Raw genomic sequence first — 23784 nt, forward strand, 5'->3', positions numbered from 1 at the left:
CAAGGCCGGGCCTACAACGGGCTCGCCTCGTCCGGCGACAGGCCGGCGTTGATCGAGCGGCGCTCGCGCCGGCGGTCGTTGAACCGAGCGATCGCCTCGGAGATGAAGAACAGGATGACCATCGGCCCCGCCATGAACGTCATGGTGAACGGGTCGCCCGACGGGGTCGCAACCGCGGCGAAGATGAAGGAGCCGACGATGATCCACGGGCGGTGAGCGCCGAGGGACTTGCCCTTGACGATCCCGGCCAGGTTGAGCAGGACGACGAAGACCGGGATCTCGAACGCGATGCCGAAGACCAGCAAAGTCCGCGTGAAGAACGTCAGGTACTCGTTGAACTCCACCAGGTTGGTGAGGTCGCTAGGCGTGAACCCGATGAGCAGCTCGAGACCCTTCGGAAGGGTCAGGTAGCCGAGCGCGATGCCGGCGAGGAACAGCGGGCCGGCGATGACCGCGAAGATGCCGGTCCAGCGCTTCTCACTCGCGTGCAACCCCGGGAGGATGAAGGCCCAGATCTGGTAGAGCCAGAACGGGCTGGTGCCGACCAGTGCGGCGAGCCCGCAGAGCTTCAGGTACAGCAGGAAGCCGCCGGCGGCGCCGCTGGTGGTCGCGATCGTCCGCTCCTCGCCGAGCGCCTCACGTGCGAGCGCCTCACGTGCCTGCTGGTAGGGGCTGTTGACGATCGCGAAGATCGGGTCGAAGAAGAAGAGCGCGACCACGAACCCGACGACGAGGACCAGGGCGGCCTTGAGCAGGCGCGCCCGCAGCTCGCGCAGGTGGTCGGACAGCGCCATCCGGCCGTCCGTGCCGATGGGATGGACCGGCTTGCCGACGAAGAGCTGAACGACTCCGGACAGTGACACCGACGAGGACCTTGACGGTGCCGCGATCAGGCGTTGCGCTCGTGGTGCTCGTCGACGATCTCGCCCTCGGCCACCTCGTCACGAGCGGGCGCGTCGGTGCCGGCGTCCGCAGCGGGAGGCAGCTCTGCGGTCGGCGTGGCCTTCTTCGGCTTGTCGTCGTCGTCGCGCAGACCCTTGGTCTCCGACTTGAAGATGCGAAGCGCCTGACCGGTGCCGCGGGCCAGCTCGGGCAGCTTGGCGGCGCCGAAGACCAGCACCACGATCGCCAGGATGATCAGCCACTCGGCGCCCTGGGGCATTCCGATGAGGGGCAGGGACATCGGGGAACCAACTCTCGCTTCGGTGGGTGCTGACTGCTCCATCGTACGCCGCGCTCACTGGTAGAGCGTCAGCGTCTCCTGTGCAGCGGCTGTGAAAGATTCGGTGAACTCCCGGGGACCGACCACCGAGGCGTGGGGTGAGAGCCGCAGGAGGAGCCGGGTGAGCCAGCGCCGGTCGGCCACGACCAGGTCTACCTCGGCAGCGCCGTCCGCCAGGGGCCGCACCGCGCGCACCGGGTAGTACTCCGTCGCCCAGCGCGCCTGGGCGCCCAGCCGGAGGGTCACCAGCGTGCTGCCGTCGTCGCCCGCGGTCGTGAAGAGGCCGTCGCTGAGGTCGCGCGGGGGCCGCGGCTGGCTCGCGATCGGGCTGTCCAGCACGTCGGCACGCGTGATCCGGTCCAGCCGGAACAGGCGGTCGGCCGCGGCGAGGTGACACCAGGCGTCGAGGTAGGTGAAGACCCCGTGGACGACGACGCCACGCGGGTCCACCACGCGCTCGGAGAGCTCGTCCCGGGAGGGGACGAAGTAGGTCAGTCGCACCTGCCGGCGCGCGGCGGCGGCGTCGTTGAGCACGCGGGTCAGCCCGGCGACCCGGAGCAGCTCGGCGTCGCGCGGCGAGGGAGCCACGTCCACCTGGCCGGCACCCGCGGTCGCCGCAGCCGCCTCGAGCTTCGCGAGCACCCGGTCGACCAGCGCGACCGTCTCCCCGGTCGACGCCTCCCGCAGCGTGCGGAGCGCGACGATGATCGCGGAGGCCTCTGTCGGGCTCAGCCGCAGCGGACGGGCCAGGTAGTCGGCGTTCTCCACCCGGATCACCCCGTCGCCGACCGGGCTCCCCTCCGCGCTCTCGATGGCGTCGAGGTCCACGTCGATCAGGTCGTCCGGCAGCCCACCCGGCAGACCGCACATGAAGAGCACCTTGAGGTCGCGCAGCACCTGCTCGGGAGTGGTGCCCAGCAGCTCGGCAGCCTCCTCCAGCCGCACGCCGTCGCGGTGGTGCAGGAACGGCACCAGGGTCAACAGCCGCGCGACCTGGTCGCGCGCGCCGGGCCCGGTGCTCATGCCAGCACCTGCTCGAGCCGGTCCACGATGCGCTTGCGCAGCGCCGCCGGCTCCAGGAGGACGACGTCAGGCCCGTGTGCGAGCACCTCGTCCTCGAGGCCGACCGATGGGCGGATCAGCTCGACGCGGTCCCAACCCGTGCGCGTGTCGGGTCCCGGCACTCCCGGCTCGACGCGCGTCGCACCCCGGCGGAGCGTGTGTCCGGTGCCCTGGCGGATCAGCAGCACGGCGTTCTCCGTGGACGTGGGCGGGGCCAGCCGGCGCGCGATCGCCCGGATGTCGGCGTCCGACGGCACGTCGTAGGCACCGGACGGGCCGATCCTGTGCACCTCCCCGACGACCCGCGACAGCCGGAAGACGCGCTCGTCCTGACGGTCGGTGTCGTAGCCGACGACGTACCACCGACCGGAGTAGCGCACGACGCCCCACGGCTGGAGGTGGCGGGTGCGGGGGACGGAGCCGACGCGCTGGTAGTCGAACTGGATCGCGTTGCGCTCACACACCGCCAGCCAGCAGGTCTCGAAGGCCGGCTCGTCGGCAGTGAGCAGCGGCTGCGCGATCTCCAGCGCCTCCAGATCGACGTCGATGCCCGCGGCCGTCAGCTTTCGCACGGCATCGGAGGTCGCCTGCGCCATCGTCGCGTGCTGCCAGACTCGCGAGGCGAGGCCGACGACGGCAGCCTCCTCGGGCGTGAGCTCGATGTCGGGCAGGGCGAACTGGTCGACCGGCACCCGGTAGCCCACCTCGTCGTCGAAGAAGGGGTCCACCGAGGCGACCTCGACCGGCACACCCAGGCTGCGCAGCTCGTCCTTGTCCCGCTCGAACATCTTCTCGAACGCGTCGGGGCGCGAGTCGGGGTAAAGGAGCTGGCGGATACGGTCCTTGGCGATGGGGCGCCGCTGCACCAGGAGCATGATGAGCAGGTTGAGAAGCCGCTCGCTCTTCGGTACCGGCATGAGGATCGATCCTGCCCGCGACGGGCGCTAGTCGGAGGGTGAAGGAGATGCGGTGTCGCTCGGCGTCTCGGCCGGCGTCTCGGTCGCGGCGGGGGTCGGCTCGGGAGTCGGCTCCGGGTCGGCCGCGTCGAGGATGTCCACCACGAAGTACAGCGTCGACTTCGCCGGAATGTCCCCCTGCGCCTTGTTGCCGTAGCCGAGCTTCGGCGGGATCTGGAGGATCACCCGGCTGCCGACGGGCAGGCCGACCAGGCCCTGCGACCAGCCCTTGACGACGGAGGCCGCCTGCCCGCCCACCACGGCCTCGAGGCCGCGGCCGGTGCTGTAGCTCTCGTCGAAGGGCTTCTTGCCCTTCCACACCTGTCCCAGGTAGCTGGCGAGGATGGTCTGGCCGGAGCGGACGACCGGGCCGTCGCCCTTGACCAGGGTCGCGACCTGCAGAGTGCCGCTAGGGGTGGCGGCGCCGGCGAAGTCGAGCCCGGTCGGCACGCCGTCCTTCTCGACGATGGCCGGTGCCCAGCCCGGAGCCTTCTGTGCGGTGCCGGCAGGCTGGGCGAGCGCGGTGAGGTCGGCGACGAACAGCAACCCGTCCTCGTTGCCGATGTCGAGACTTGCGAGCAGGGTCGCTGCCTGGGTCGCCAGGTAGTCCCCGAACACCACGTCGCTGCCGGCGGTGACCGCGATCCTGCTGCCCAGGGTCTGACCGGGCTTGATCTGGCCGGCGAAGCCGGTCGCGAGCAGGTCCGTCACGCTCTGCGGCTCCTTCTCGGTGCCGACCGTGACCAGGACGCTCAGACCGGTGGCGTCGTAGCTGCTGAAGTGCTCCTCGTGGGTCCAGCCGTTGGCGACGGTGAAGTCCACGCGGACGACGTCGCCCTCCTTCAGTGCCGCGCCGTCGCCCTTCTCGACCACGGTGGACTCGGCCTTCTCCGGCTTGAGGCGGCCCTTCCAGTCCAGGTTCGGCGTCGTGCCGGGCTCGCCGGACACGGTGACGGCGTCCAGGCCCTCCAGCATGTCGTCGTCACCGCCTCCGCACGCGGCCAACGCGAGGCTTGTCGGCAGCAGGGTGGCGATCAGGAGGGTGGCGGGGCGGCGCAGGTGGTCGAGCACGCGCAAACCTTACCGACCGCGTCTGAGCCGCGTCTGAGTCGGGGCTGAGCCCGGTCTGAGCCCGGTCTGAACCGCAGCGGGCCCCGGGGTCACATGCCGTCGATGAGGCGCTGCACGCGCTCGTCGTACGCCCGGAAGGGGTCCTTGCACAGGACGGTGCGCTGCGCCTGGTCGTTCAGCTTCAGGTGCACCCAGTCGACGGTGAAGTCGCGTCGTCGCTCCTGGGCCTTGCGGATGAACTCCCCGCGGAGGCGGGCTCGGGTGTTCTGCGGGGGGACCGACTTGGCCTCGAAGATGCGGAGGTCGGTGGTCACCCGGGCGACCGCACCCCGCTTCTCCAGCAGGTAGTAGAGGCCTCGGCCGCGGTGGATGTCGTGGTAGGCGAGGTCGAGCTGCGCGATCCGCGGGTGACTCAGCGGTAGTCCGTGCTTGGCGCGGTAGCGGTCGATCAGCTTCCACTTGATCACCCAGTCGATCTCGCGGTCGACCAGGCCGAGGTCGTCGGACTCGACCGCCTTGAGGCCGCGCTCCCACAGGTCGAGCGCACGCTCGATGGTCGGCGTGCTGATGCCGCGGCGGTCCACGAAGTCGCGGGCCTTGCTGAGGTACTCGGCCTGGATCTCCAGGGCGCTGGCCTCGCGGCCGTTCGCGAGCCGGACCTTGCGGCGCCCGGTGACGTCGTGGGAGATCTCGCGGATCGCGCGGATCGGGTTCTCCATCGTGAGGTCGCGCATCACCACGCCCTCCTCGATCATCCGGAGGACCAGGTCGCACGAGGCGACCTTCAGCATCGTGGTCGTCTCGCTCATGTTGGAGTCGCCCACGATCACATGGAGCCGGCGGTACTTCTCGGCGTCGGCGTGCGGCTCGTCCCGGGTGTTGATGATCGGGCGACTACGGGTGGTCGCGCTGGAGACGCCCTCCCAGATGTGCTCGGCGCGCTGGCTGACGGAGTACGACGTGCCCCGAGGTGTCTGCGTGATCTTGCCGGCGCCGACCACGATCTGGCGGGTCACCAGGAACGGGATCAACACGTCGGCGAGCCGGCTGAACTCGCCGGCCCTGCTCACCAGGTAGTTCTCGTGACAGCCGTAGGAGTTGCCGGCGGAGTCGGTGTTGTTCTTGAACAGGTAGATCTCGCCGGCGATGCCCTCGTCGTGCAGCCGTTGCTCGGCGTCGAGGAGGAGTCCCTCGAGGACCCGCTCCCCCGCCTTGTCGTGCGTCACCAGGTCGACGACGTCGTCGCACTCGGGTGTGGCGTACTCCGGGTGGCTGCCCACGTCGAGGTAGAGCCGGGCGCCGTTGCGGAGGAAGACGTTGCTCGACCGACCCCAGCTGACCACCTTGCGGAACAGGTAGCGCGCCACCTCGTCCGGGCTGAGCCGCCGCTGGCCCCGGAACGTGCACGTGACGCCGTACTCGTTCTCGATGCCGAAGATCCGACGGTCCATGCCTGCACACTACTGTCCGGAGCCGCATGGGGTACCGGACTGCCATGGCCGCACCCGAATCATTTTCCCTCCGCCCCGTCGACAGCGAGCCGGTGTGGTTCGCCCGACCCCGACCGGACCCGAGACCACCGCTGACCAGCCCGGCGTCGTACGACGTCGTGGTGGTCGGTGGCGGCCTGACCGGGCTGCTCACCGCGCTGCTCGTGGCGCGCGCCGGGCGGTCGGTCGCCGTGCTCGAGGCCCGCAGGATCGGCGACGGCACGTCGGGCCACACCACCGGCAAGGTGAGCCTGCTGCAGGGCACCAAACTCAGCCGCGTGCTGCAGTCGAATCCGCCGTCGGTCGCGCGTCTCTACGTGGAGGCCGGCCGGGAGGGCCAGGCGTGGCTCCGGCACTACTGCGAGCACCGCGGTGTCACCGCGGAGGAGCGCCACGCGACCACCTACGCAACAACGCGGCCGGGCATGGTGCGCGCTCGTGCGGAGCTCGCGGCCGGGAAGGTGGCCGGGCTCGACGTGGCGTGGACCGACCACACCGAGCTGCCGTACGACGTGCTCGGGGCGGTGCGCCTGGACGGCCAGTTCCAGGTGCACGCGATGGAGCTGCTGGCCGCCCTGCTGGCCGATGTCGAGGCGGAGGGCGGCACCGTGTTCGAGGAGTCCCGCGTGGTCGACGTGGACCGGGGTGCCAGCCGGGTCACGGTGCGCACCGACCGCGCGACCGTCGACGCCGATGCCGTGGTGCTCGCGACCAACCAGCCGATCATGGACCGAGGCGCCTTCTTCGCGCGGCTCAAGCCGCAACGCTCGTACGCGGCGGCGATCAGCTCGACCTGGCTGCCGCGCGGGATGCACCTGTCCTCGGACCGCCAGGTCCGGTCGCTCCGGTCGGTGCGCGCGACCGACGGCGAGGAGCTCCTGATGATCGGCGGGTCCGGCCACGTGACCGGGCGGAGCTCGCCGTCGAAGCGGCTCGACGAGCTGCTGACCTGGGCGCAGGAGACGTTCCCCGGCGGCGAGCTGCGTCACGTGTGGTCCGCCCAGGACCAGTCCCCCGTCACCGGGCTGCCCTACGTCGGCCCGCTGCTCCCCGGAGACCACCGGGTCCAGGTGGCCACCGGCTTCGACAAGTGGGGATTCAGCACCGCGCCCGCCGCTGCCCTGCTCCTCGCTGCGGACCTCCTCGACGGGAGGCCGCCGGCGTGGGGGCGGTCGATGCGGAGCTGGACTCCGCGCGAGGCGCTCGCAGGAGGACGGGCGGCGCTGTTCAACGCCGAGGTCGGCTGTCACCTGGCGTACGGCTATGCGAGCAAGCCGTTCCGCAAGGACGACGCACCGACCTGCACCCACCTCGGTGGCGTCCTGTCGTGGAACCCCACCGAACAGTCCTGGGACTGCCCACTGCACGGGTCGAGGTTCGCGCCGGACGGCGAGGTCCTCGAGGGTCCGGCGACGAAGCGGCTGTCCTGATCCCGTCTACAGCGGCGGTGCGACGGGCGGCTCGCCCTCGTCCTCACCGGAGTCCGGCGGCGTGACCTGCTCGCGCCTGCCCGGCTGCGCCTGACCCGGCGCGTCGGGTGAGGCCGAGCTCTCGGCGGGAGCCTCGTCCGGAGCGTGCTCCGCGGGACCCCGGTCGCCCAGCATCTGCTCGAGCCTGGTCGGCAGGATCCGGCGGAACTTCCGAGGCTGCACCCTGGTCCGGTCGAGCACCGCGACCTCGAGGTCCTCGACGGGGATCACCCGGTCCTCGGTCTGGCCGCGTTCGTTCGACGAGTGTCCGAGGGCGGCCACCGCGACCCGGAGCGCCTCGTCGAGGGGCGCGCCGGCGGTGTAGTGCTCCTTGAGGTAGGACGCCACCGTGTCGGCGTCGCCGCCCATCACGGCGTAGCCGTGCTCGTCGGCGACCCGGCCCTCGTAGGTGAGGCGGTAGATCTGGTCCTCCTCGGGGCGGTCCCCGACCTCGGCGACGAAGATCTCGACCTCGTAGGGCTTCTCCCCTCCGGCGGAGAAGATCGTGCCGAGGGTCTGGGCGTAGGCGTTGGCCAGCCCCCGGCCGGTGACGTCGCGCCGGTCGTAGGCGTAGCCGCGCATGTCGGCCAGCCGCACGCCGGCGATCCGGAGGTTCTCGAACTCGTTGTAGCGGCCGACCGCGGCGAACGCGAGCCGGTCGTAGAGCTCGGAGACCTTGTGCAGCGCCTGGGAGGGGTTCTCCGTCACGAGTAGTACCCCGTCGGCGAACTGCACCGCAGCGAGCGAGCGGCCACGGGCGATGCCCTTGCGAGCGAAGTCCGCCCGGTCCTTCATCAGCTGCTCGGGCGAGACGTAGAACGGCATGCTCATGCGCGGAGGTCCTCTCCTGTGTTCTCGCCGCCGGGCAGCTCGGCCACCGGTCCGTCGGGTCGCAGCATCCGGGCGCCGACGACCTGGTTGGCCAGCTCGCCGATCCGGAGCTCGTCGAGCCGGACCGCGCCGTCGTCGGTCACCACCCAGACCACCGGGAAGATCCGGCGCGTCAGGTCCGGCCCGCCGGTCGCCGAGTCGTCGTCCGCGGCGTCGTACAGGGCCTGGAGGCACACCCGGACGGCGTCGTCCTGGGAGAGGTCCTCGCGGTAGAGCTTCTTCAGCGCGCCCCTGGCGAACAGCGAGCCGGAGCCGACGGTGAAGAAGGCAGCCTCCTCGTGCCGCCCGCCCGTGACGTCGTACCCGAAGATCCGACCGATCCCGCGCTCGAGGTCGTAACCCGCGAACATCGGGACCACTGCGAGACCCTGCATCGCCATGCCGAGGTTCGCGCGGATCAGCGCGGAGAGGCGGTTGGCCTTGCCGTCGAGGGACAGGATGCTGCCCTCGATCTTCTCGTAGTGCTCGAGCTCGACCTGGAAGAGCCGCACCATCTCGACGGCGAGGCCGGCGGTGCCGGCGATGCCGACCACGGAGTACTCATCGGCCGGGAAGACCTTCTCGATGTCGCGCTGGGCGATCACGTTGCCCATCGTGGCGCGGCGGTCGCCGGCCATGACGAGGCCACCGGGGAAGGTCGCCGCCACGATCGTCGTGCCGTGCGGCGCGAGCTCGGCGGCGCTGCCGGCGGGCAGCGAACGGCGCGCGGGAAGCAGGTCGGGGGCGTTCTCGGCGATGAAGTCGCTGAAGGACGAGGTGCCCGGGCGCAGGAATGCGCCCGGGATGCGTGCGTCGTTCACAGGGGCTACTCCCCGCCCTTCTGGATGAACGACTTCACGAAGTCCTCGGCGTTGGACTCGAGGACGTCGTCGATCTCGTCGAGGATCGCGTCGACGTCGTCGTCCATCGCCTCCTTGCGCTCGGCGACGTCGGACTCGGGGGCGACCTCGGTCGACTCCTCGGCCTCACCCGACTTGCGCGGTTGCTTCTGCTCCTGGGCCATGCCTAGAGCCTAGCCACTCAGCGGCTGAGTGCGCGGACCAACGCCTCTGCGGTCTCGCAGCTGTCGATCAGCCGCCCCACGTGAGCCTTGCTCCCGCGCAGCGGATCGATGGTCGGAACCCGCTGGAGCGACTCACGGCCGGGCAGGTCGAAGATCACCGAGTCCCACGAGGCCGCGGCCACGTCGGGTGCGTACTTCTCGAGGCAGCGCCCGCGGAAGTAGGCCCGCGTCTCGTCCGGCGGGTTGGTCATCGCCGACTCGACCTCGGCGTCGGTGAGCAGGCGCTGGATCCGACCCGCCCGAGCCAGCCGGTGGTAGAGGCCCTTCTCGGGACGGATGTCGGAGTACTGGTAGTCGATCAGCTGGAGCTTGGCGTCGTCCCAGGCGAGGCCGTCCCGGGAGCGGTACTGCTCGAGCAGCTTGAGCTTGGCGACCCAGTCGAGCTGGTCGGCCAGTGACATCGGGTCCGACTCCAGGCGGTTGAGGACGTCCTCCCAGCGCGCGAGCACGTCCTTGGTCTGCGGGTCGGCGTCGGCGCCGTACCGGTCCTCGACGTACTTCTTCGCGAGGTCGAGGTACTCCAGCTGGAGCTGGATACCGGTGAGCTTGCGACCGTCCGCGAGGGTCACGGTCTGTCGGAGCGTCGGGTCGTGGGACACCGAGCGGAGCGCGGCCACGGGCGTGTCGACGGTCAGCTCGCGGTCGATGAACCGCTCCTCGATCATGGCCAGCACCAGCGACGTCGTCCCGAGCTTGAGGTAGGTGGAGATCTCGGCCAGGTTCGCGTCGCCGATGATGACGTGGAGTCGGCGGTACCTCTCGGGATCGGCATGCGGCTCGTCGCGGGTGTTGATGATCGGGCGCTTGAGCGTCGTCTCGAGGCCCACCTCGACCTCGAAGAAGTCCGCACGCTGGCTGAGCTGGAAACCCTGCTCGCGGCCGTCCTGCCCCTTGCCGACCCGCCCGGCGCCGCAGAACACCTGTCGGCTCACGAAGAAGGGCGTCAGGTGCCTGACGATGTCCGCGAACGGCGTGGACCGGCGCATCAGGTAGTTCTCGTGCGCGCCGTAGGACGCGCCCTTGTTGTCGGTGTTGTTCTTGTAGAGCACGATCGACGGGCTGCCCGGGAGCTGGTGCGCGAGCCGTGCCGCGTCGAGCATCACCAGCTCCCCGGCCTTGTCCCAGCGGACGATGTCCAGCGGCGAGACCACCTCCGGCGTGGAGTACTCCGGGTGCGCGTGGTCGACGTAGAGCCGAGCGCCGTTGGTGAGGATGACGTTGGCGAGCCCGAGGTCCTCGTCGGTGAGCTGGCTGGGGTCGGCGATCTGTCGCGACATGTCGAAGCCGCGCGCGTCGCGCAGCGGCGACTCCTCCTCGAAGTCCCACCGGGCGCGCCGAGCCCGCACCGTCGCGGAGGCGTACGCGTTCACGACCTGGGAGGAGGCCACCATCGGGTTCGCGGTGGACTGCCCCTGCACCGAGATCCCGTACTCGACCTCGGTGCCCATCACGCGGCGCACGCTCATGCCCCCCAGCGTACGGCGTGCCGTTTCCGCGCTCGGGATGCCGCGACCCCGGGCGGGTACTGGGCTCTCAGGAGGAGCCATGGTCGCGCAGCAGGATCCGGCGTCGAAGGACTCCGCCGGGGAGGCGGCGCGGGAGGCGCGCGACCACCCGGCGCTCGACTGGTCCGCCCGCGCCGGAATGCTGGCCTACGGCGTCGTCTACCTGCTGGTCGCCTGGCTCGCCGCGCAGCTCGCGCTCCGGGAGCCGGCTGGATCGGCCTCCAGCGAGGGCGCGCTCCAGGAGCTGGCGCAGAAGCCGCTGGGCTCGGTGGCGCTCTGGCTCGCCGCCGCCGGCCTGTCGGCGCTGACCGTGTGGGAGGCGTGCCAGGCGGTCGGCGGCCACCGCGCCGAGGAGGGACTGCGTCGATGGGGCGCCCGCGCCGCGTCGGCCGGACGCGGTGGCGTCTTCGCGGTCCTCGTGGTCCTCGCCGTGCGTACCGCGGCCGGGGCGTCGTCGGGCGGCGGCGAGCAGACCATGACCGAGCGCGTGATGAGCCTTCCCTTCGGCCCAGCGCTCGTGATCATGGTCGGCATCGCCCTCGCCGCCCTCGGGGTGTTCAGCATCGTCCGCGGGCTCGGCGACCGCTGGCGCAAAGGTCTCGACGTCGAGGGACGCATTGGCAACGTGGGCACGGTGGTCGAGGTGCTGGCCCGCCTGGGGTACCCCAGTCGGGGTGTTGCCTTCCTGGCCATCGGCGGCCTCTTCGGATGGGCCGGCCTGACCCATGACGCGGACAAGTCCGGCGGACTCGACCAGGCGATCGTGCGGCTGCGCGACGAGCCCTTCGGGCCGTGGATCCTCGTCGTCGTGGCTGTCGGTCTCGCCTGCTACGGCGCCTTCCACGTCGCGCGGGCCTGGTATCTGCGAGGCGCGTGATCCGTCGCTGTGGTGGTCACGCCAGGGGCGCCGCGGCAGTGCGGACCCGGAACGGCCGGACGTCCGCCTCGTCGCCGGCAGCGTCCCGCAACCAGCCGGCGAAGCCGATCGAAACCTGCGTCGCGCCAGGATCCGCCGGCGCGTCCAGGGAGATCCCGCCGTACTCTCCGCCGTGGATCAGGGTCGGACTCCGCACACCGCCCAAGTTGTGGGCTTCCGGGGAGGTGAACCCGGTGACCAGCGGTGGCACCGGGTGCCACGCGAGCTCGCTGCCGTCAGCCCGCTCGAGGTGCACGACCAGGGACGCGGGATCGAGCTCGACGCCGGCCGGAGCCGAGCCGTCGCCGACGGCGAGGAGCACGACGCGGCCGTCCGGGAGGGGGTTCACGGCGAAGGCCAGGACCGCCACCGGCTCCTTGACCTCGGCCGCGAGCCGGTCGGCGGCAGCTATGACCTCGTCGTCGACCGGATGCAGCAGGTCGACCTCGACGTCCCGGCCGTCCAGCACGGCGAGGTCCGCGGGGGACGCGGTGCCGCGCCAGGTGCCCACGACCGGGTCGCCGCGACGCGAGGTGCGCACCACCAGGAGCGCGGTCCCGTCCGGGAACACGAGCAGGTGCTCGTCCACAGCGGTCGGTTCGGGAGTGGTCCAACGGATCCGCGCGATGTCGGGCATCTACTTGACCTTCGCCTCGAACGGCTTCTCCAGGATGGACTTCAGCTTCTCGTTGAACTGACCGACGAGGGGCTCGACCTGGTCTGCTCGGAAGCTCGTGTCCTTGCTCGATCCCATCAGGCTCTGCACGCTGTAGGTGACGTGCTGGTCCGGGGCCGCCTTGGCGTTGCCGAGGGGTGACTTGCCGCCACCGGCGGCGGCGGTCTTGTCGGCGTCGAGCTGAGCTTTCATGTGGCCGACCAAGGCGGTGAGCTGCGGGCTGCCGGCCGCCGCTGCCGCCATGGCCCCGGGACTGGTCCCCATCGCCTTGTCGGTCTCGGCGCCGATCGCCGCCTGCAGGTCCTTGACCGAGTCCGCCAGCACCGGTGTCAGGACCTGGTCGAGCAGGTCGGCGACCAGCTGCTCCCCGGCACCGACGGCCGCGGCGTTCATGATCTCCAGTGCCTTGCGGTAGAGCGCGCGCGACGTCTGCAGTGCGGCGGCAGGCGGTGGGGCGCCGGTGATGATGGCGCCCAGCGCCGCGACGGCGGCTCGGGACGCCTCGGTGGCGGCCGCGTCGTCGACGATCTTGGTCATCCGTTCGGCGAACGCGGCCGGCGTCATCGCGCTCTCAAGGGCCGAGCCCGCCGTGCCCCAGGTCGCGGGCAGACCGGTCAGCGCGGCGACCAGGCCTGTGGGTGGGACGGTGAACTGGGCGCCGAACAGATTGACCAGCTGGGCAGGGGCGCCGATGGCCGCTGCCGCCGCGCCGGCGGCGTTCGCCTGCTGGGCTCCCCCGGCCGCCGTCATGTTCGACACCGAGGTCGCGACGTTGATGCTGGTCGCCCCGAGCGCCGGCAGCGTGATCGGCGCGCCCTGGGCGGCGTCGAAGGACCTCCGGTAGGCGCCGTCGATCTTCGGCACGATCCGGGCGGCTGTGAAGCCGGAGGCGACCGCCGAGTCTGCGATGGTGAGGTTGCCGAAGTTCCGCGTGGTCTCGAACGCGACGGCGCCAGGGACCGACGGCTTGACCTTGGCGGACGCCGCCGCCGCGAGCCGCTTCTCCAGTGCCGCCTTCACCGAGGCCTCGCGCACGCCGGACCGGGCGACCGCCGCGAGACGCGCCCGGACCGCCGCCCGCTTCGACTCGAACGCTGCGGTCACCGCCGGCATGACGGCGGTCAGGCGGGCGAGCAGCGGCGCCCTGAGGGAGACCAGGGCCATCCTCTCGATCGTCGCCTTGTCCAGCGGGGCCTTGGCGCTCGGCGCGTCCTTCGGCGCGGCCTGGTGCAGCAATGCGTTGAGCATCTCGTTGCTCTGGCTGTACTCGTCGTCGACCCCGATCAGGTGACCGAACTCGTGCGCTGCGATGACCTTGTCGTCCGCGGAGTAGCTGCCCTTGTTGAGGTAGTAGTTCCCGGCGTCGATGGGGTTCCCGGTCGCCCTGCTCGCTCGGGTCGCCTTGGGATGGACCGCGATCGTCTTGTCGTGGTCGGCGTTCAGGTCGAAGACCGCGACCGCCTTGAAGGTGACCGGGAGGAGGATCTTCCGCGGCGGATCGTCGCTGAAGGGCAGGGTCCGGGTCTCCCCGTGCAGGGTGAGCTTGCCGTTCCACGGCTTGACCTGCTCGGTGACGATGCCCTGGCACCAGGATCGCCGGTCGTCCGGGTCGTTGGCGGGAATCGCCGTCGGCTCCCCCACCGGGGTGCCGTCGGGCTTGCGCGGTGAGTTGACGAACCTGATCCGGACCGTGACGGTCACGCCGGTGTCACCGTGGCGGTCCATCTGGAACTTCTTCGGGCTCCCGTACTTCGAGGCGGTGGCCTTGCCGGTGCCGGCGGTCTCATCGTTGTAGAGCGTCTCCCGCGGCCGGTCGAGCTCGACCGGCACCCGCTGCACTGCCGGCGCACCGGCGGAGGCACCGGTTTTCGCCACCAGCGCGGTGACGGCGTTCGCCACCGCGCGGTTGCCGGCACGTCGCTGCAGGTCGACGGTGCCCGTGGGGTCGGCTGCGGGACGGGTCGCAGCGGCTCTGGGTTTCGGCGCGGCTCGTTGTGGGCGGGACTCCCGCTCGAGCATGTTCCGAGCGTTCCATCGTTTCGCTCTCGGCCGGTGCCGGAACGGGCAGCCGATCGGGCAGCCATCCCCGCGCCCGTCCACAGGCGTCCTGGGGCCGGCTACAGGTACTGGCCGGTGTCCGAGACGGTGTCGATCGACCTGCCGGGCTCGGTGCCCTGCTTGCCGGTGATGAGCGTGCGGATGAACACGATCCGCTCGCCCTTCTTGCCGGAGATCCGCGCCCAGTCGTCGGGGTTGGTCGTGTTGGGAAGGTCCTCGTTCTCCTTGAACTCGTCCACACAGGCCTGCAGCAGGTGGGAGACCCGCAGGCCCTTCTGGTCGTGCTGGAGGAAGTCCTTGATGGCCATCTTCTTCGCGCGGTCCACGATGTTCTGGATCATCGCTCCGGAGTTGAAGTCCTTGAAGTACAGGACCTCCTTGTCCCCGTTGGCGTAGGTGACCTCCAGGAAGCGGTTCTCCTCGGTCTCGGCGTACATCCGCTCGACGGCGGCGCGGATCATGCCGTGCACGGCGGAGTCGCGGTCGCCACCGAACTCGGCGACGTCGTCGGGGTGCAGCGGCAGGCTGGTGGTGAGGTACTTGCTGAAGATGTCGCGCGCCGACTCGGCGTCCGGACGCTCGATCTTGATCTTCACGTCGAGCCGTCCGGGACGCAGGATCGCCGGGTCGATCATGTCCTCGCGGTTGGAGGCACCGATCACCAGGACGTTCTCCAGCAGCTCCACGCCGTCGATCTCGCTGAGCAGCTGCGGGACGATGGTGTTCTCCACGTCGGAGGAGACGCCGGAGCCCCGGGTCCGGAACAGCGAGTCCATCTCGTCGAAGAACACGATCACGGGGGTGCCGGTGCTGGCCTTCTCCCGCGCGCGTTGGAAGACCAGCCGGATGTGGCGCTCGGTCTCGCCGACGTACTTGTTGAGCAGCTCGGGGCCCTTGATGTTGAGGAAGTAGGACTTCCCCTCAGCTCCGGTCTTTGCGGCGACCTTCTTCGCCAGCGAGTTCGCGACGGCCTTGGCGATCAGCGTCTTGCCGCAGCCCGGCGGGCCGTACAGCAGGATGCCCTTCGGCGGCTTGAGCTCGTGCTCGGCGAACAGCTCGGGGTACAGGTACGGCAGCTCGACGGCGTCCTGGATCATCTCGATCTGGTTGCCGAGACCGCCGATCGTCTCGTAGGTGATGTCCGGAACCTCCTCGAGGACGAGCTCCTCGACCTCGGACTTCGGGACCCGCTCGTAGACGTAGCCGGCGCGCGAGTCGAGCAGGAGCGAGTCTCCGGCGCGGAGCGTATGGCCCAGCAGCGGCTCGGCGAGCCGGACCACCTTCTCCTCGTCGGCGTTCGCGATCACCAGGACCCGCTCGCCGTCGGCGAGGAGCTCCTTGAACATCACGACCTCGCCGACCGTCTCGTAGTCGAACGCGGCGACCACGTTGAGCGCCTCGTTGAGCATGACCTCCTGGCCCCGCCGGAGTGCGTCGATGTCGACGGCGGGGCTCACGCTGACGCGAAGCTTGCGCCCACCGGTGAAAACGTCGACGGAGTCGTCCTCGTTGCGCTGCAGGAAGGTGCCGAAGCCGGCTGGCGGCTGGGCGAGCCGGTCGACCTCCTCCTTGAGCTTCATGATCTGGTCGCGGGCCTCGCGGAGCGTGCCGGCGAGCCGCTCGTTCTGCGCGGTCACGGCCGCCAGCGACCGCTGCGCGTCGGCAAGCCGCATCTCCAGGGCACGCGATCCTCCCCCGGGGACCTCGACCAGGCGGCGGCGCAGGTCGTGGACCTCGCTCTCGAGGAACCGGACCTGCTCCTCCAGCTCCTCACGGCTCGGGGACTGGTGGCTTCCGGGAGTGCCTTCACCCATGCTCGTCATTCAGCACACCTCCTTGGGATCTGACACTACTCGGCGGGGTGTTACATGGAAGTCGTTCCGGCCGCGCGCCTGCAACGTTTCCGTTGCGACCTCATCTCGGCGTTGGTGCTCGGCGTCAGTCCTCGGCGGGAGTCTCCGGAACACCGGGGGGCCGCGGACCGGCGTAGTCGGGGCCGTAGGCACCCGGTGCAGGGCGGCGCTTCTTCAGCGGCGCGCGCTGCCCGGGCGCCATCCGCCGGGCGGTCACCAGGAAGGCGGTGTGTCCGATCATCTTGTGACCGGGCCGCACCGCGAGGCCCTCCACGTGCCAGTCGCGGACGAGCGACTCCCAGGCGCCCGGCTCGGTGAAGCCGCCGTGGACCCGCACCCCCTCGACGAACCGGGAGAGCTGGGTGGTCGTGGCGACGTAGGCGCAGAGGATCCCGCCGGGCAGGAGCGCGTCGGCCGCCGCGTCCAGGCAGTCCCACGGTGCGAGCATGTCCAGGATGATCCGGTCGCACCGGCGACCCGACGCGGGGAGCATCTCCGCGAGATCGCCGATGGTCAGGGACCACGCCGGGTGGTCTCCCCCGAAGAACTGCGTGACGTTGCCGCGCGCGACCTCGGCGAACTCCTCGCGTCGCTCGTACGACGACACGCGGCCGTGCGGCCCGACCGCTCGCAGCAGTGAGCAGGTCAGCGCACCGGAGCCGACGCCCGCCTCCACGACGTGGGCGCCGGGGAAGATGTCGGCCATCGCCACGATCTGCGCGGAGTCCTTGGGGTACACGACAGCGGCGCCGCGCGGCATCGAGACGACGTACTCGGACAGCAGCGGCCGGAAGACCAGGTACTCACCGCCGGCCGACGAGGTGACGGTGAAACCCTCCTCGCGCCCGATCAGCTCGTCGTGCTCGAGGTGACCGCGGTTGGAGAAGAACCGCTTGCCCGGCTCGAGCGGGAAGTTGTGCCGACGGCCCTTGCCGTCGACGAGGCGCACCCACTCCCCGGCCCGCAGCGGTCCGCGGTGGACACCCGACCAGGCCTCCGGTGGCACATCTGAACTGGCGTCGGTCACCGGCGCAATCTATCGGGGGCGCCGATCAGCCGGCCTGGCGGATCGCCCGCGCGACGTCCGCGGTCGCCAGCACACCGAACACGCTGCCGTCGTCGGCCACCAGGACGTACTCCGAGGCGGGGGTGCGGCGGATCGCCTCGACCAGCTGGCTGCCGGTGATGGAGGCGGGCAGGGTGACGCCGTCATCGAGACCGCGGGCCACCATGGAGACGGGCACCCACGGCCTGCGGTCCTCCGGCATCGCCTTGACCGCCTGCTCGTCCACGACACCGATCGGCCGTCCGTCGGAGGTGATGGTGACGATGCTCCCCGCCCGGGCCTCCTGGGCGCGGCGCACGGCTTCGGCAAGCGGCAGGTCGTCGGGGACGGCGAGCGTGCGGCGAGCCAGGTCGCTCGCCACCACCGCGGACAGCCGCCCGACCACCTTCGCGGAGTGCAGCGACTGGGTGGCCCCGGTCCAGAGGAAGACCGCGACGACGCACAGCAGCACTGGGTTGACCACGCTGCCGGCACCGGCGCTCCAGACCGCCCAGAGGACGACCAGCACGGCGGTCACCCGCCCGCCCCACGCCGCGACGACGGTACCGGTGTGCACCCGGCCGGTGGCGGCCCAGACCCCCGCCTTGAGCACGCGGCCGCCGTCGAGCGGCAGGCCTGGCACCAGGTTGAGGACGCCGATGATCAGGTTGGCGCCGGCGAGTCCCTCGACCACGAGTCGCAGCAGCCCCGGTGGGGTGACGAACCAGAGGCCCAGCGCGGCCGCGCCGACGAGCAGGGAGGTGATCGGTCCCACGACGGCGATCCAGAACTCCTGGCGGGGCCGCTTGGCCTCGCCCTCGATGGCGGTGGCACCGCCGAGGAAGTGCAGCGTGATGGAGTGCACGTGGAACCCGTACCGGCGGGCCGCGACCGCGTGCGAGGCCTCGTGAAGCAGCACCGCAAGGTACAGGGCGATCGCGAAGGCCAGCCCGACGACGTACTTCCAGCCGCCGAGGCCCGGTTGGACCTGGTCGACCCGGGGCCCCATCAGGTAGGCGATCAGCGCGGCGATCAGGAACCAGGAGGTCGACACGTGCACCTCGGTCCCGGCGATCCGGCCGATCCGGATCATGCCGCGCGGTGCGGGCGCCGGTCGGGCAGGCGGCAGATCGGGTCCGGACACACCCCGAGGCTATCCGGGACTGTGTCGGAGGCCTCACCTAGTGTCGTCTCATGACGACCCACGTGACGCTGCCGTCCCCGGCCGGGGACCCGTCACCCACCGACGGGCTGTCGACGCCGGTGGACGGCGTCGACGTGGTCGGAGCGCTGTCGCCCTCGCGGGTCGGAGACTTCCTGGCCTGCCCGCTGCTCTACCGGTTCCGCACCATCGACCACCTGCCCGAGCCCCCGTCCCCCGATGCGGTCCGGGGCACGGTCGTCCACAAGGTGCTCGAGGACCTCTTCGACCTCCCGGCCGCCGAGCGCACGCCCGACCAGGCCGCGTCGATGCTCGAGCCGGCCTGGGCGGCGCTGCAGGAGGTCGAGCCCGACCTCACCGCGATGTTCGGCGAGGGTGGAGGCGAGATCACCTCCTGGCTCGCCTCCTGCCGCGCCGCGCTCGACCAGTACTTCCGGCTCGAGGACCCGCGCTACCTCGAGCCCGCCGAGCGGGAGCTCTACGTCGAGACGCTGACCGACACCGGGCTGCTGCTCCGCGGGTTCGTGGACCGGCTCGACATCGCGGCGGACGGGTCGATCAGGGTGGTGGACTACAAGAGCGGCCGCGCTCCCGGCGAGGGCTGGGAGGGCAAGGCGCTCTTCCAGCTCAAGTTCTACGGCTTGGTGATCTGGCGGATGCGGGGCGTGATCCCGACCCGGCTCCAGCTGATGTACCTCGGCAGCGGCGAGATCCTCTCCTACGACCCGGACGAGGACGACCTCCTCGCCACCGAGCGCAAGGTCGAGGCGGTCTGGCGGGCGATCGCCACGGCCCGCGACTCGGGTGACTGGCGTCCGCGGCGCAGCGCCCTGTGCGCTTGGTGCGCCCACCAGGCGGTCTGCCCGGAGTTCGGCGGCACCCCGCCGCCGCTGCCCGAGCAGGTCACACCAGCAGACTGAGCTCCGCGAGGGTCGTGCCGACGAGGGACTCGCGGAAGCTTCGGGCAGGTCCCGGCGGAACCGGCACGTGGTTCGGTACGACGAGCACGCGGCAGCCGGCCGCCTCTGCCGACTGCGCCCCGGTCGGGGAGTCCTCGATCGCGACGCAGTGAGCCGCGTCGACACCGAGCGCGGCGGCCGCGGTCAGGTACGCCTCCGGATGCGGCTTGCCGGTGGTGACCTGGTCGCCGGTCACGATCACCCGGAAGGTCTCCGGCGGCAGGTGCTCCAGGATCGGCGCGACGAACCGTTCGTAGGACATCGTCACCAGGCCGCAGGGCACCTCCGCCTCCCGAAGCTGCAGCAGCAGCTCGCGGGCGCCGGGGCACCACGGGACGGCGTGCCGGACCTGTTCGACGACGCCGTCGAGCAGCATCTCGACGACCTCCTCGGGTGACTGCGGCAGGCCCAGCTTCGCCTTCATGTAGCGCCCGGACACGAGCAGGTCGTTGCCCACCAGGCTCATCGCGTCCTCGTGGGTCCAGGTTCCGCCGTAGGCCTCCGCGATCGCCGACTCCGTGGCCATCCAGTACGGCTCGGTGTCCACGAGGGTGCCGTCCATGTCCCACAGGACTGCTGCCGGTGCTGCGGGTGGCGCCAGGCGGCGCGGGGTCTGCCGAGCCGGCTCCGTCGGCTCAGTCATCCGGGTCGTATCCGAGGTTCGGGGACAGCCACTTCTCCGTCTCGGTGACGCTCCAGCCCTTGCGGGCCGCATAGTCCTCGATCTGGTCGCGGCCCAGGCGGCCGACCACGAAGTACTGCGCCTCGGGGTGGCTGTAGTAGATGCCGGAGACCGCGGCGCCGGGCCACATCGCCATCGACTCGGTCAGCTGGATGCCGGTGGTGGCCTCGACGTCGAGCAGCGACCAGATCGTCTGCTTCTCGGTGTGGTCGGGGCAGGCCGGGTACCCGGGCGCGGGGCGGATCCCGGTGTACTTCTCCGCGATCAAGTCCTCGTTGCTCAGCTGCTCCTCGGGCACGTGTGCCCAGAACTCGGTGCGGACCCGCTGGTGGAGCCGCTCCGCGAACGCCTCGGCCAGCCGGTCGGCGAGCGCCTCGAGCAGGATCGCGTTGTAGTCGTCGAGCTGCTCGCGGAACGCCTTGACCCGCTCGTCGAGGCCGACGCCGGCAGTCACCGCGAAGGCGCCGACGTAGTCGCTCGCGTCCGCGTCCACGGGCGCGACGTAGTCGGCCAGGGAGCGGTTGGGGATGCCCCCGCGGTGCTCCCCCTGCTGGCGCAGCTGGTGGAGCGTGGCCCGCACGCTGGTGCGCGAGTCGTCGCCGTAGACGAGCACGTCCTCCCCCGTGCTGGCTGCCGGGAACAGGCCGTAGACGCCGTTGGCGCTGATCCACTTCTCCGCGATCAGCTGGTCGAGCATGGCCTGCGCGTCGTCGTACAGCTTGCGGGCGACCTCGCCCGTGGTGGGGTTGTTGAGGATGTCGGGGAACCGCCCCTTCATCTCCCAGGCGTTGAAGAACGGCTGCCAGTCGATGTACTCCCGCAGCTCGGCCAGGTCGTAGTCGGTGAGGACGTGGACCCCGGGCTTGGCCGGCACCGGAGCGTCGTAGCGGCTCCAGTCGATCGGGCTCCTGTTGGCCTTGGCCGCCTCGAAGGACAGCAGCTTGCGCTCGGACTTGCCGGCGTGGCGCGTCCGGAGCGAGTCGTAGTCGGCCCTGGTCGCCTCGAGCAGGGCCGGTCGCTGCCGGTCGTCGAGCAGGGCGGCCGCGGTCGGCACCGATCGGGATGCGTCCTTGACCCAGATGACCGGGCCGTCGTACTTCGGGTCGACCTTGACCGCGGTGTGGGCGCGCGAGGTGGTGGCACCCCCGACCAGCAGCGGGATGTCCATGCCGATCCGCTGCATCTCCGTGGCGAAGCCGACCATCTCGTCCAGGCTCGGCGTGATCAGCCCGGAGAGGCCGATGATGTCGGCACCGACCTCCTTGGCGGTGTCGAGGATCTTCTGCGCCGGCACCATCACGCCGAGGTCGATCACCTCGTAGTTGTTGCAGGACAGCACCACGCCGACGATGTTCTTGCCGATGTCGTGGACGTCGCCCTTCACCGTGGCCAGCACGATCGTGCCGTTGGTGTCCTTCGCGGTCGCCAGCGCGGGGTTGTCGAGCTTCTCCTGTTCGATGTACGGGATCAGGTACGCCACGGCCCGCTTCATCACGCGCGCGGACTTCACGACCTGTGGCAGGAACATCTTGCCGGCGCCGAAGAGGTCACCGACGACGTTCATGCCATCCATGAGCGGGCCCTCGATCACCTCGATCGGGCGGCCGCCCCGGGCTGCGATCTCCTGGCGAAGCTCCTCGGTGTCGGCCTCGACGTGGGCGTCGAGGCCCTTCACCAGGGCGTGGGTGATCCGCTCGCCGACCGGCAGCGAGCGCCACTCCTGCTCGGCGACGTCTCCGCCGTCGCTCGACCCGGCACCGCGGTACCGCTCGGCGATCTCGAGCAGCCGCTCGGTCGCGGCCAGGGAGTCGTCGGTGCGGTTGAGGACGACGTCCTCGATCGCATCCCGCAGCTCGGGGTCGATGGTGTCGTAGGGCACCAGCGCACCTGCGTTGACGATGCCCATGTCGAGTCCGGCCTCGATGGCGTGGAACAGGAACACCGCATGGATCGCCTCACGCACGGCGTTGTTGCCACGGAAGCTGAACGACACGTTGGAGATCCCGCCCGACACCTTCGCGCCGGGAAGGTTCTCCTTGATCCACCGGGTGGCCTCGATGAAGTCCATGCCGTAGGTCGCGTGCTCCTCGATCCCGGTGGCGACCGCGAACACGTTGGGGTCGAAGATGATGTCGTCGGGCGGGAAGCCGACCTGGTCGACCAGGATCCGGTACGCCCGCTCGCAGATGGCCTTGCGGCGCTCGAGGTTGTCGGCCTGGCCGTCCTCGTCGAAGGCCATCACGACCGCTGCCGCGCCGTACTTCTTGCACAGCCGGGCGTGCTCGATGAACTTCTCCTCGCCCTCCTTCATCGAGATCGAGTTGACGATCGGCTTGCCCTGCACGTTCTTCAGGCCCGCCTCGATGACCTCCCACTTGGAGGAGTCGATCATCAGAGGGACGCGGCTGATGTCCGGCTCGCTGGCGATCAGCTTGAGGAACCGGTCCATCGCGGCGACGCCGTCGATCATGCCCTCGTCCATGTTGACGTCGATCACCTGCGCACCGGCCTCGACCTGCTGCACGGCGATCGACAGGGCGGTGTCGTAGTCACCGTCCTTGATCAGGTTGCGGAACTTCGCCGAGCCGGTGATGTTGGTCCGCTCGCCGACGTTCACGAACAGGCTGGCGTCGGTCACGGCGAACGGCTCGAGTCCGGAGAGTCGCAGCGCCGGCTGTACGTCGGCGGGCCGGCGCGCCTCGCGGGCCTCCATCACCCGGGCGATCTCGGCGATGTGGTCCGGGGTGGTGCCACAGCAGCCCCCGACCAGGTTCACGTACCCGGACTCGGCGAACTCGACGAGCACCGAGGCCGTGTCGGCCGGCGCCTCGTCGTACTCCCCGAAGGCATTGGGAAGCCCGGCGTTCGGGTAGACCGACACGAAGGTGTCGGCGAGCCGCGAGAGCTCCGCGACGTAGGGCCGCATCTCCCGCGCGCCGAGCGCGCAGTTGAGCCCAACGGCCAGCGGCTCGGCGTGGCGCACGGAGTCCCAGAACGCCTCGGTGACCTGGCCGGACAGGGTCCGGCCGGACGCGTCGGTGATCGTCCCGGAGATGACGACCGGCCAGCGCCGGCCGGTCTCGTCGAACAGCGACTGGACCGCGAAGATCGCGGCCTTGGCGTTGAGGGTGTCGAAGATCGTCTCGATGAACAGCAGGTCGGACCCGCCGTCGACCAGGCCACGTGCGGCGGTCAGGTAGGCCTGGACCAGCTCGTCGTAGGACACGTTGCGCGCTGCCGGGTCGTTGACGTCGGGGCTGATCGAGGCGGTCCGCGTGGTCGGCCCCAGGGCGCCGGCGACATACCGCTTGCGCCCCGTGCTCGCGCCGACCTCGTCGGCGATGCGCCGCGCGAGCTTCGCCGACTCGAGGTTGAGCTCGTAGCCGAGCTCCTGCATGCCGTAGTCGGACAGGGAGATCGAGTTCGAGCTGAACGTGTTCGTCTCGATGATGTCGGCGCCGGCCTCGAGGTACTCGCGGTGGATGCCGGCGATGATGTCCGGTTGCGTGATCGAGAGGAGGTCGTTGTTGCCCTGCAGCTCCGAGGGCCAGTCGGCGAAGCGCTCGCCTCGGTAGCCCGCCTCGTCGGGGCGGTCCCGCTGGATGGCGGTGCCCATCGCGCCGTCCAGGATGACGATGCGTTCACGCAGGAGCGAGGCGAGCTCGTCGGTCGCGTCGGGCTGCCAACGGGTGTCCTGAGCCATG

20 protein-coding genes are annotated in these 23784 nt (G+C 70.6%); 3 read left to right on the plus strand and 17 right to left on the minus strand.

The genetic code is table 11. The annotated features are described in order from the left end of the window. Positions 1–11: 11 nt before the first annotated feature. The 6 genes from tatC to pafA form a co-directional block, all read right to left on the minus strand. Positions 12–863, minus strand: coding sequence for a twin-arginine translocase subunit TatC (gene tatC, locus E7Z54_RS01105; RefSeq protein ID WP_136430977.1), 852 nt, complete (start codon positions 861–863; stop codon positions 12–14). Positions 864–889: 26 nt separating this feature from the next. Next, the gene (gene tatA / locus E7Z54_RS01110; protein ID WP_136430978.1) at positions 890–1183 is read right to left on the minus strand and encodes a twin-arginine translocase TatA/TatE family subunit; all 294 of its coding nucleotides are present in this window, start codon (positions 1181–1183) and stop codon (positions 890–892) included. Between the two features lie 54 nt (positions 1184–1237). Continuing rightward, positions 1238–2245: a helix-turn-helix transcriptional regulator gene (locus E7Z54_RS01115; protein ID WP_136430979.1), complete on the minus strand. Its 1008-nt coding sequence runs from the start codon at positions 2243–2245 to the stop codon at positions 1238–1240. Continuing rightward, positions 2242–3201, minus strand: coding sequence for a helix-turn-helix transcriptional regulator (locus tag E7Z54_RS01120; RefSeq protein ID WP_136430980.1), 960 nt, complete (start codon positions 3199–3201; stop codon positions 2242–2244). Before E7Z54_RS01120 ends, E7Z54_RS01115 begins: the two co-directional genes overlap by 4 nt. Positions 3202–3228: 27 nt before the next feature. After that, entirely contained in the window at positions 3229–4311 is a 1083-nt protein-coding gene (locus tag E7Z54_RS01125; RefSeq protein ID WP_136430981.1) for an FKBP-type peptidyl-prolyl cis-trans isomerase, read from the minus strand. An 89-nt stretch (positions 4312–4400) separates the two neighbouring features. Continuing rightward, the gene (pafA, locus tag E7Z54_RS01130) at positions 4401–5762 is read right to left on the minus strand and encodes a Pup--protein ligase (protein ID WP_136430982.1); all 1362 of its coding nucleotides are present in this window, start codon (positions 5760–5762) and stop codon (positions 4401–4403) included. 44 nt (positions 5763–5806) lie between these two features. Between pafA and E7Z54_RS01135 the strand changes: the two genes are divergently transcribed. Beyond that, positions 5807–7231 carry an FAD-dependent oxidoreductase gene (locus tag E7Z54_RS01135; protein WP_136430983.1) on the plus strand — a complete coding sequence of 475 codons (1425 nt, stop codon included), beginning with the start codon at positions 5807–5809 and terminating at the stop codon, positions 7229–7231. Positions 7232–7237: 6 nt separating this feature from the next. Here E7Z54_RS01135 and prcA read toward each other — a convergent pair whose 3' ends face one another. From prcA to dop, 4 genes are read right to left on the minus strand one after another with little or no spacing between them, the layout of a single operon-like run. Continuing rightward, on the minus strand, positions 7238–8101 hold the full coding sequence (gene prcA, locus E7Z54_RS01140) for a proteasome subunit alpha (protein ID WP_136430984.1): 864 nt from the start codon (positions 8099–8101) through the stop codon (positions 7238–7240). After that, a complete protein-coding gene (prcB, locus tag E7Z54_RS01145; RefSeq protein ID WP_136430985.1) occupies positions 8098–8961 on the minus strand; it encodes a proteasome subunit beta in 864 nt (287 codons plus the stop codon). Before prcB ends, prcA begins: the two co-directional genes overlap by 4 nt. A gap of 5 nt (positions 8962–8966) precedes the next feature. After that, a complete protein-coding gene (locus E7Z54_RS01150) occupies positions 8967–9164 on the minus strand; it encodes a ubiquitin-like protein Pup (RefSeq protein WP_136430986.1) in 198 nt (65 codons plus the stop codon). Positions 9165–9181: 17 nt separating this feature from the next. Continuing rightward, entirely contained in the window at positions 9182–10690 is a 1509-nt protein-coding gene (dop, locus tag E7Z54_RS01155) for a depupylase/deamidase Dop (RefSeq protein ID WP_136430987.1), read from the minus strand. 79 nt (positions 10691–10769) lie between these two features. Between dop and E7Z54_RS01160 the strand changes: the two genes are divergently transcribed. Further along, a complete protein-coding gene (locus tag E7Z54_RS01160; RefSeq protein ID WP_168798100.1) occupies positions 10770–11606 on the plus strand; it encodes a DUF1206 domain-containing protein in 837 nt (278 codons plus the stop codon). 16 nt (positions 11607–11622) lie between these two features. Here E7Z54_RS01160 and E7Z54_RS22795 read toward each other — a convergent pair whose 3' ends face one another. The 5 genes from E7Z54_RS22795 to E7Z54_RS01185 form a co-directional block, all read right to left on the minus strand. Further along, the gene (locus E7Z54_RS22795; RefSeq protein WP_168798101.1) at positions 11623–12282 is read right to left on the minus strand and encodes a hypothetical protein; all 660 of its coding nucleotides are present in this window, start codon (positions 12280–12282) and stop codon (positions 11623–11625) included. After that, on the minus strand, positions 12283–14340 hold the full coding sequence (locus E7Z54_RS01170; protein WP_136430990.1) for a hypothetical protein: 2058 nt from the start codon (positions 14338–14340) through the stop codon (positions 12283–12285). Positions 14341–14438: 98 nt separating this feature from the next. Beyond that, positions 14439–16193 (minus strand): proteasome ATPase, encoded by a 1755-nt coding sequence (gene arc, locus E7Z54_RS01175; RefSeq protein ID WP_240769450.1) that lies wholly within the window; start codon positions 16191–16193, stop codon positions 14439–14441. A gap of 124 nt (positions 16194–16317) precedes the next feature. Further along, positions 16318–17259: a tRNA (adenine-N1)-methyltransferase gene (locus E7Z54_RS01180; RefSeq protein WP_136430992.1), complete on the minus strand. Its 942-nt coding sequence runs from the start codon at positions 17257–17259 to the stop codon at positions 16318–16320. 25 nt (positions 17260–17284) lie between these two features. After that, complete coding sequence (locus E7Z54_RS01185; protein ID WP_240769447.1) at positions 17285–18421, minus strand: site-2 protease family protein; 1137 nt, start codon at positions 18419–18421, stop codon at positions 17285–17287. Between the two features lie 50 nt (positions 18422–18471). On the opposite strand from E7Z54_RS01185, the gene E7Z54_RS01190 reads away from it, so the two are divergent. After that, on the plus strand, positions 18472–19359 hold the full coding sequence (locus tag E7Z54_RS01190) for a RecB family exonuclease (protein ID WP_136430993.1): 888 nt from the start codon (positions 18472–18474) through the stop codon (positions 19357–19359). On the opposite strand, the gene E7Z54_RS01195 is transcribed toward E7Z54_RS01190, so the two are convergent. Then, a complete protein-coding gene (locus E7Z54_RS01195; RefSeq protein ID WP_240769448.1) occupies positions 19343–20041 on the minus strand; it encodes an HAD family hydrolase in 699 nt (232 codons plus the stop codon). The genes E7Z54_RS01190 and E7Z54_RS01195 overlap by 17 nt on opposite strands. Beyond that, positions 20034–23783, minus strand: coding sequence for a methionine synthase (metH, locus tag E7Z54_RS01200; protein ID WP_136430994.1), 3750 nt, complete (start codon positions 23781–23783; stop codon positions 20034–20036). The genes E7Z54_RS01195 and metH overlap by 8 nt, the downstream gene beginning before the upstream one ends. Position 23784 lies beyond the last annotated feature (1 nt).

The sequence above is a fragment of the Nocardioides sp. genome (genome assembly GCF_004803405.1).
GTDB classification, from domain to species: Bacteria; Actinomycetota; Actinomycetes; order Propionibacteriales; family Nocardioidaceae; genus Nocardioides; species Nocardioides vastitatis.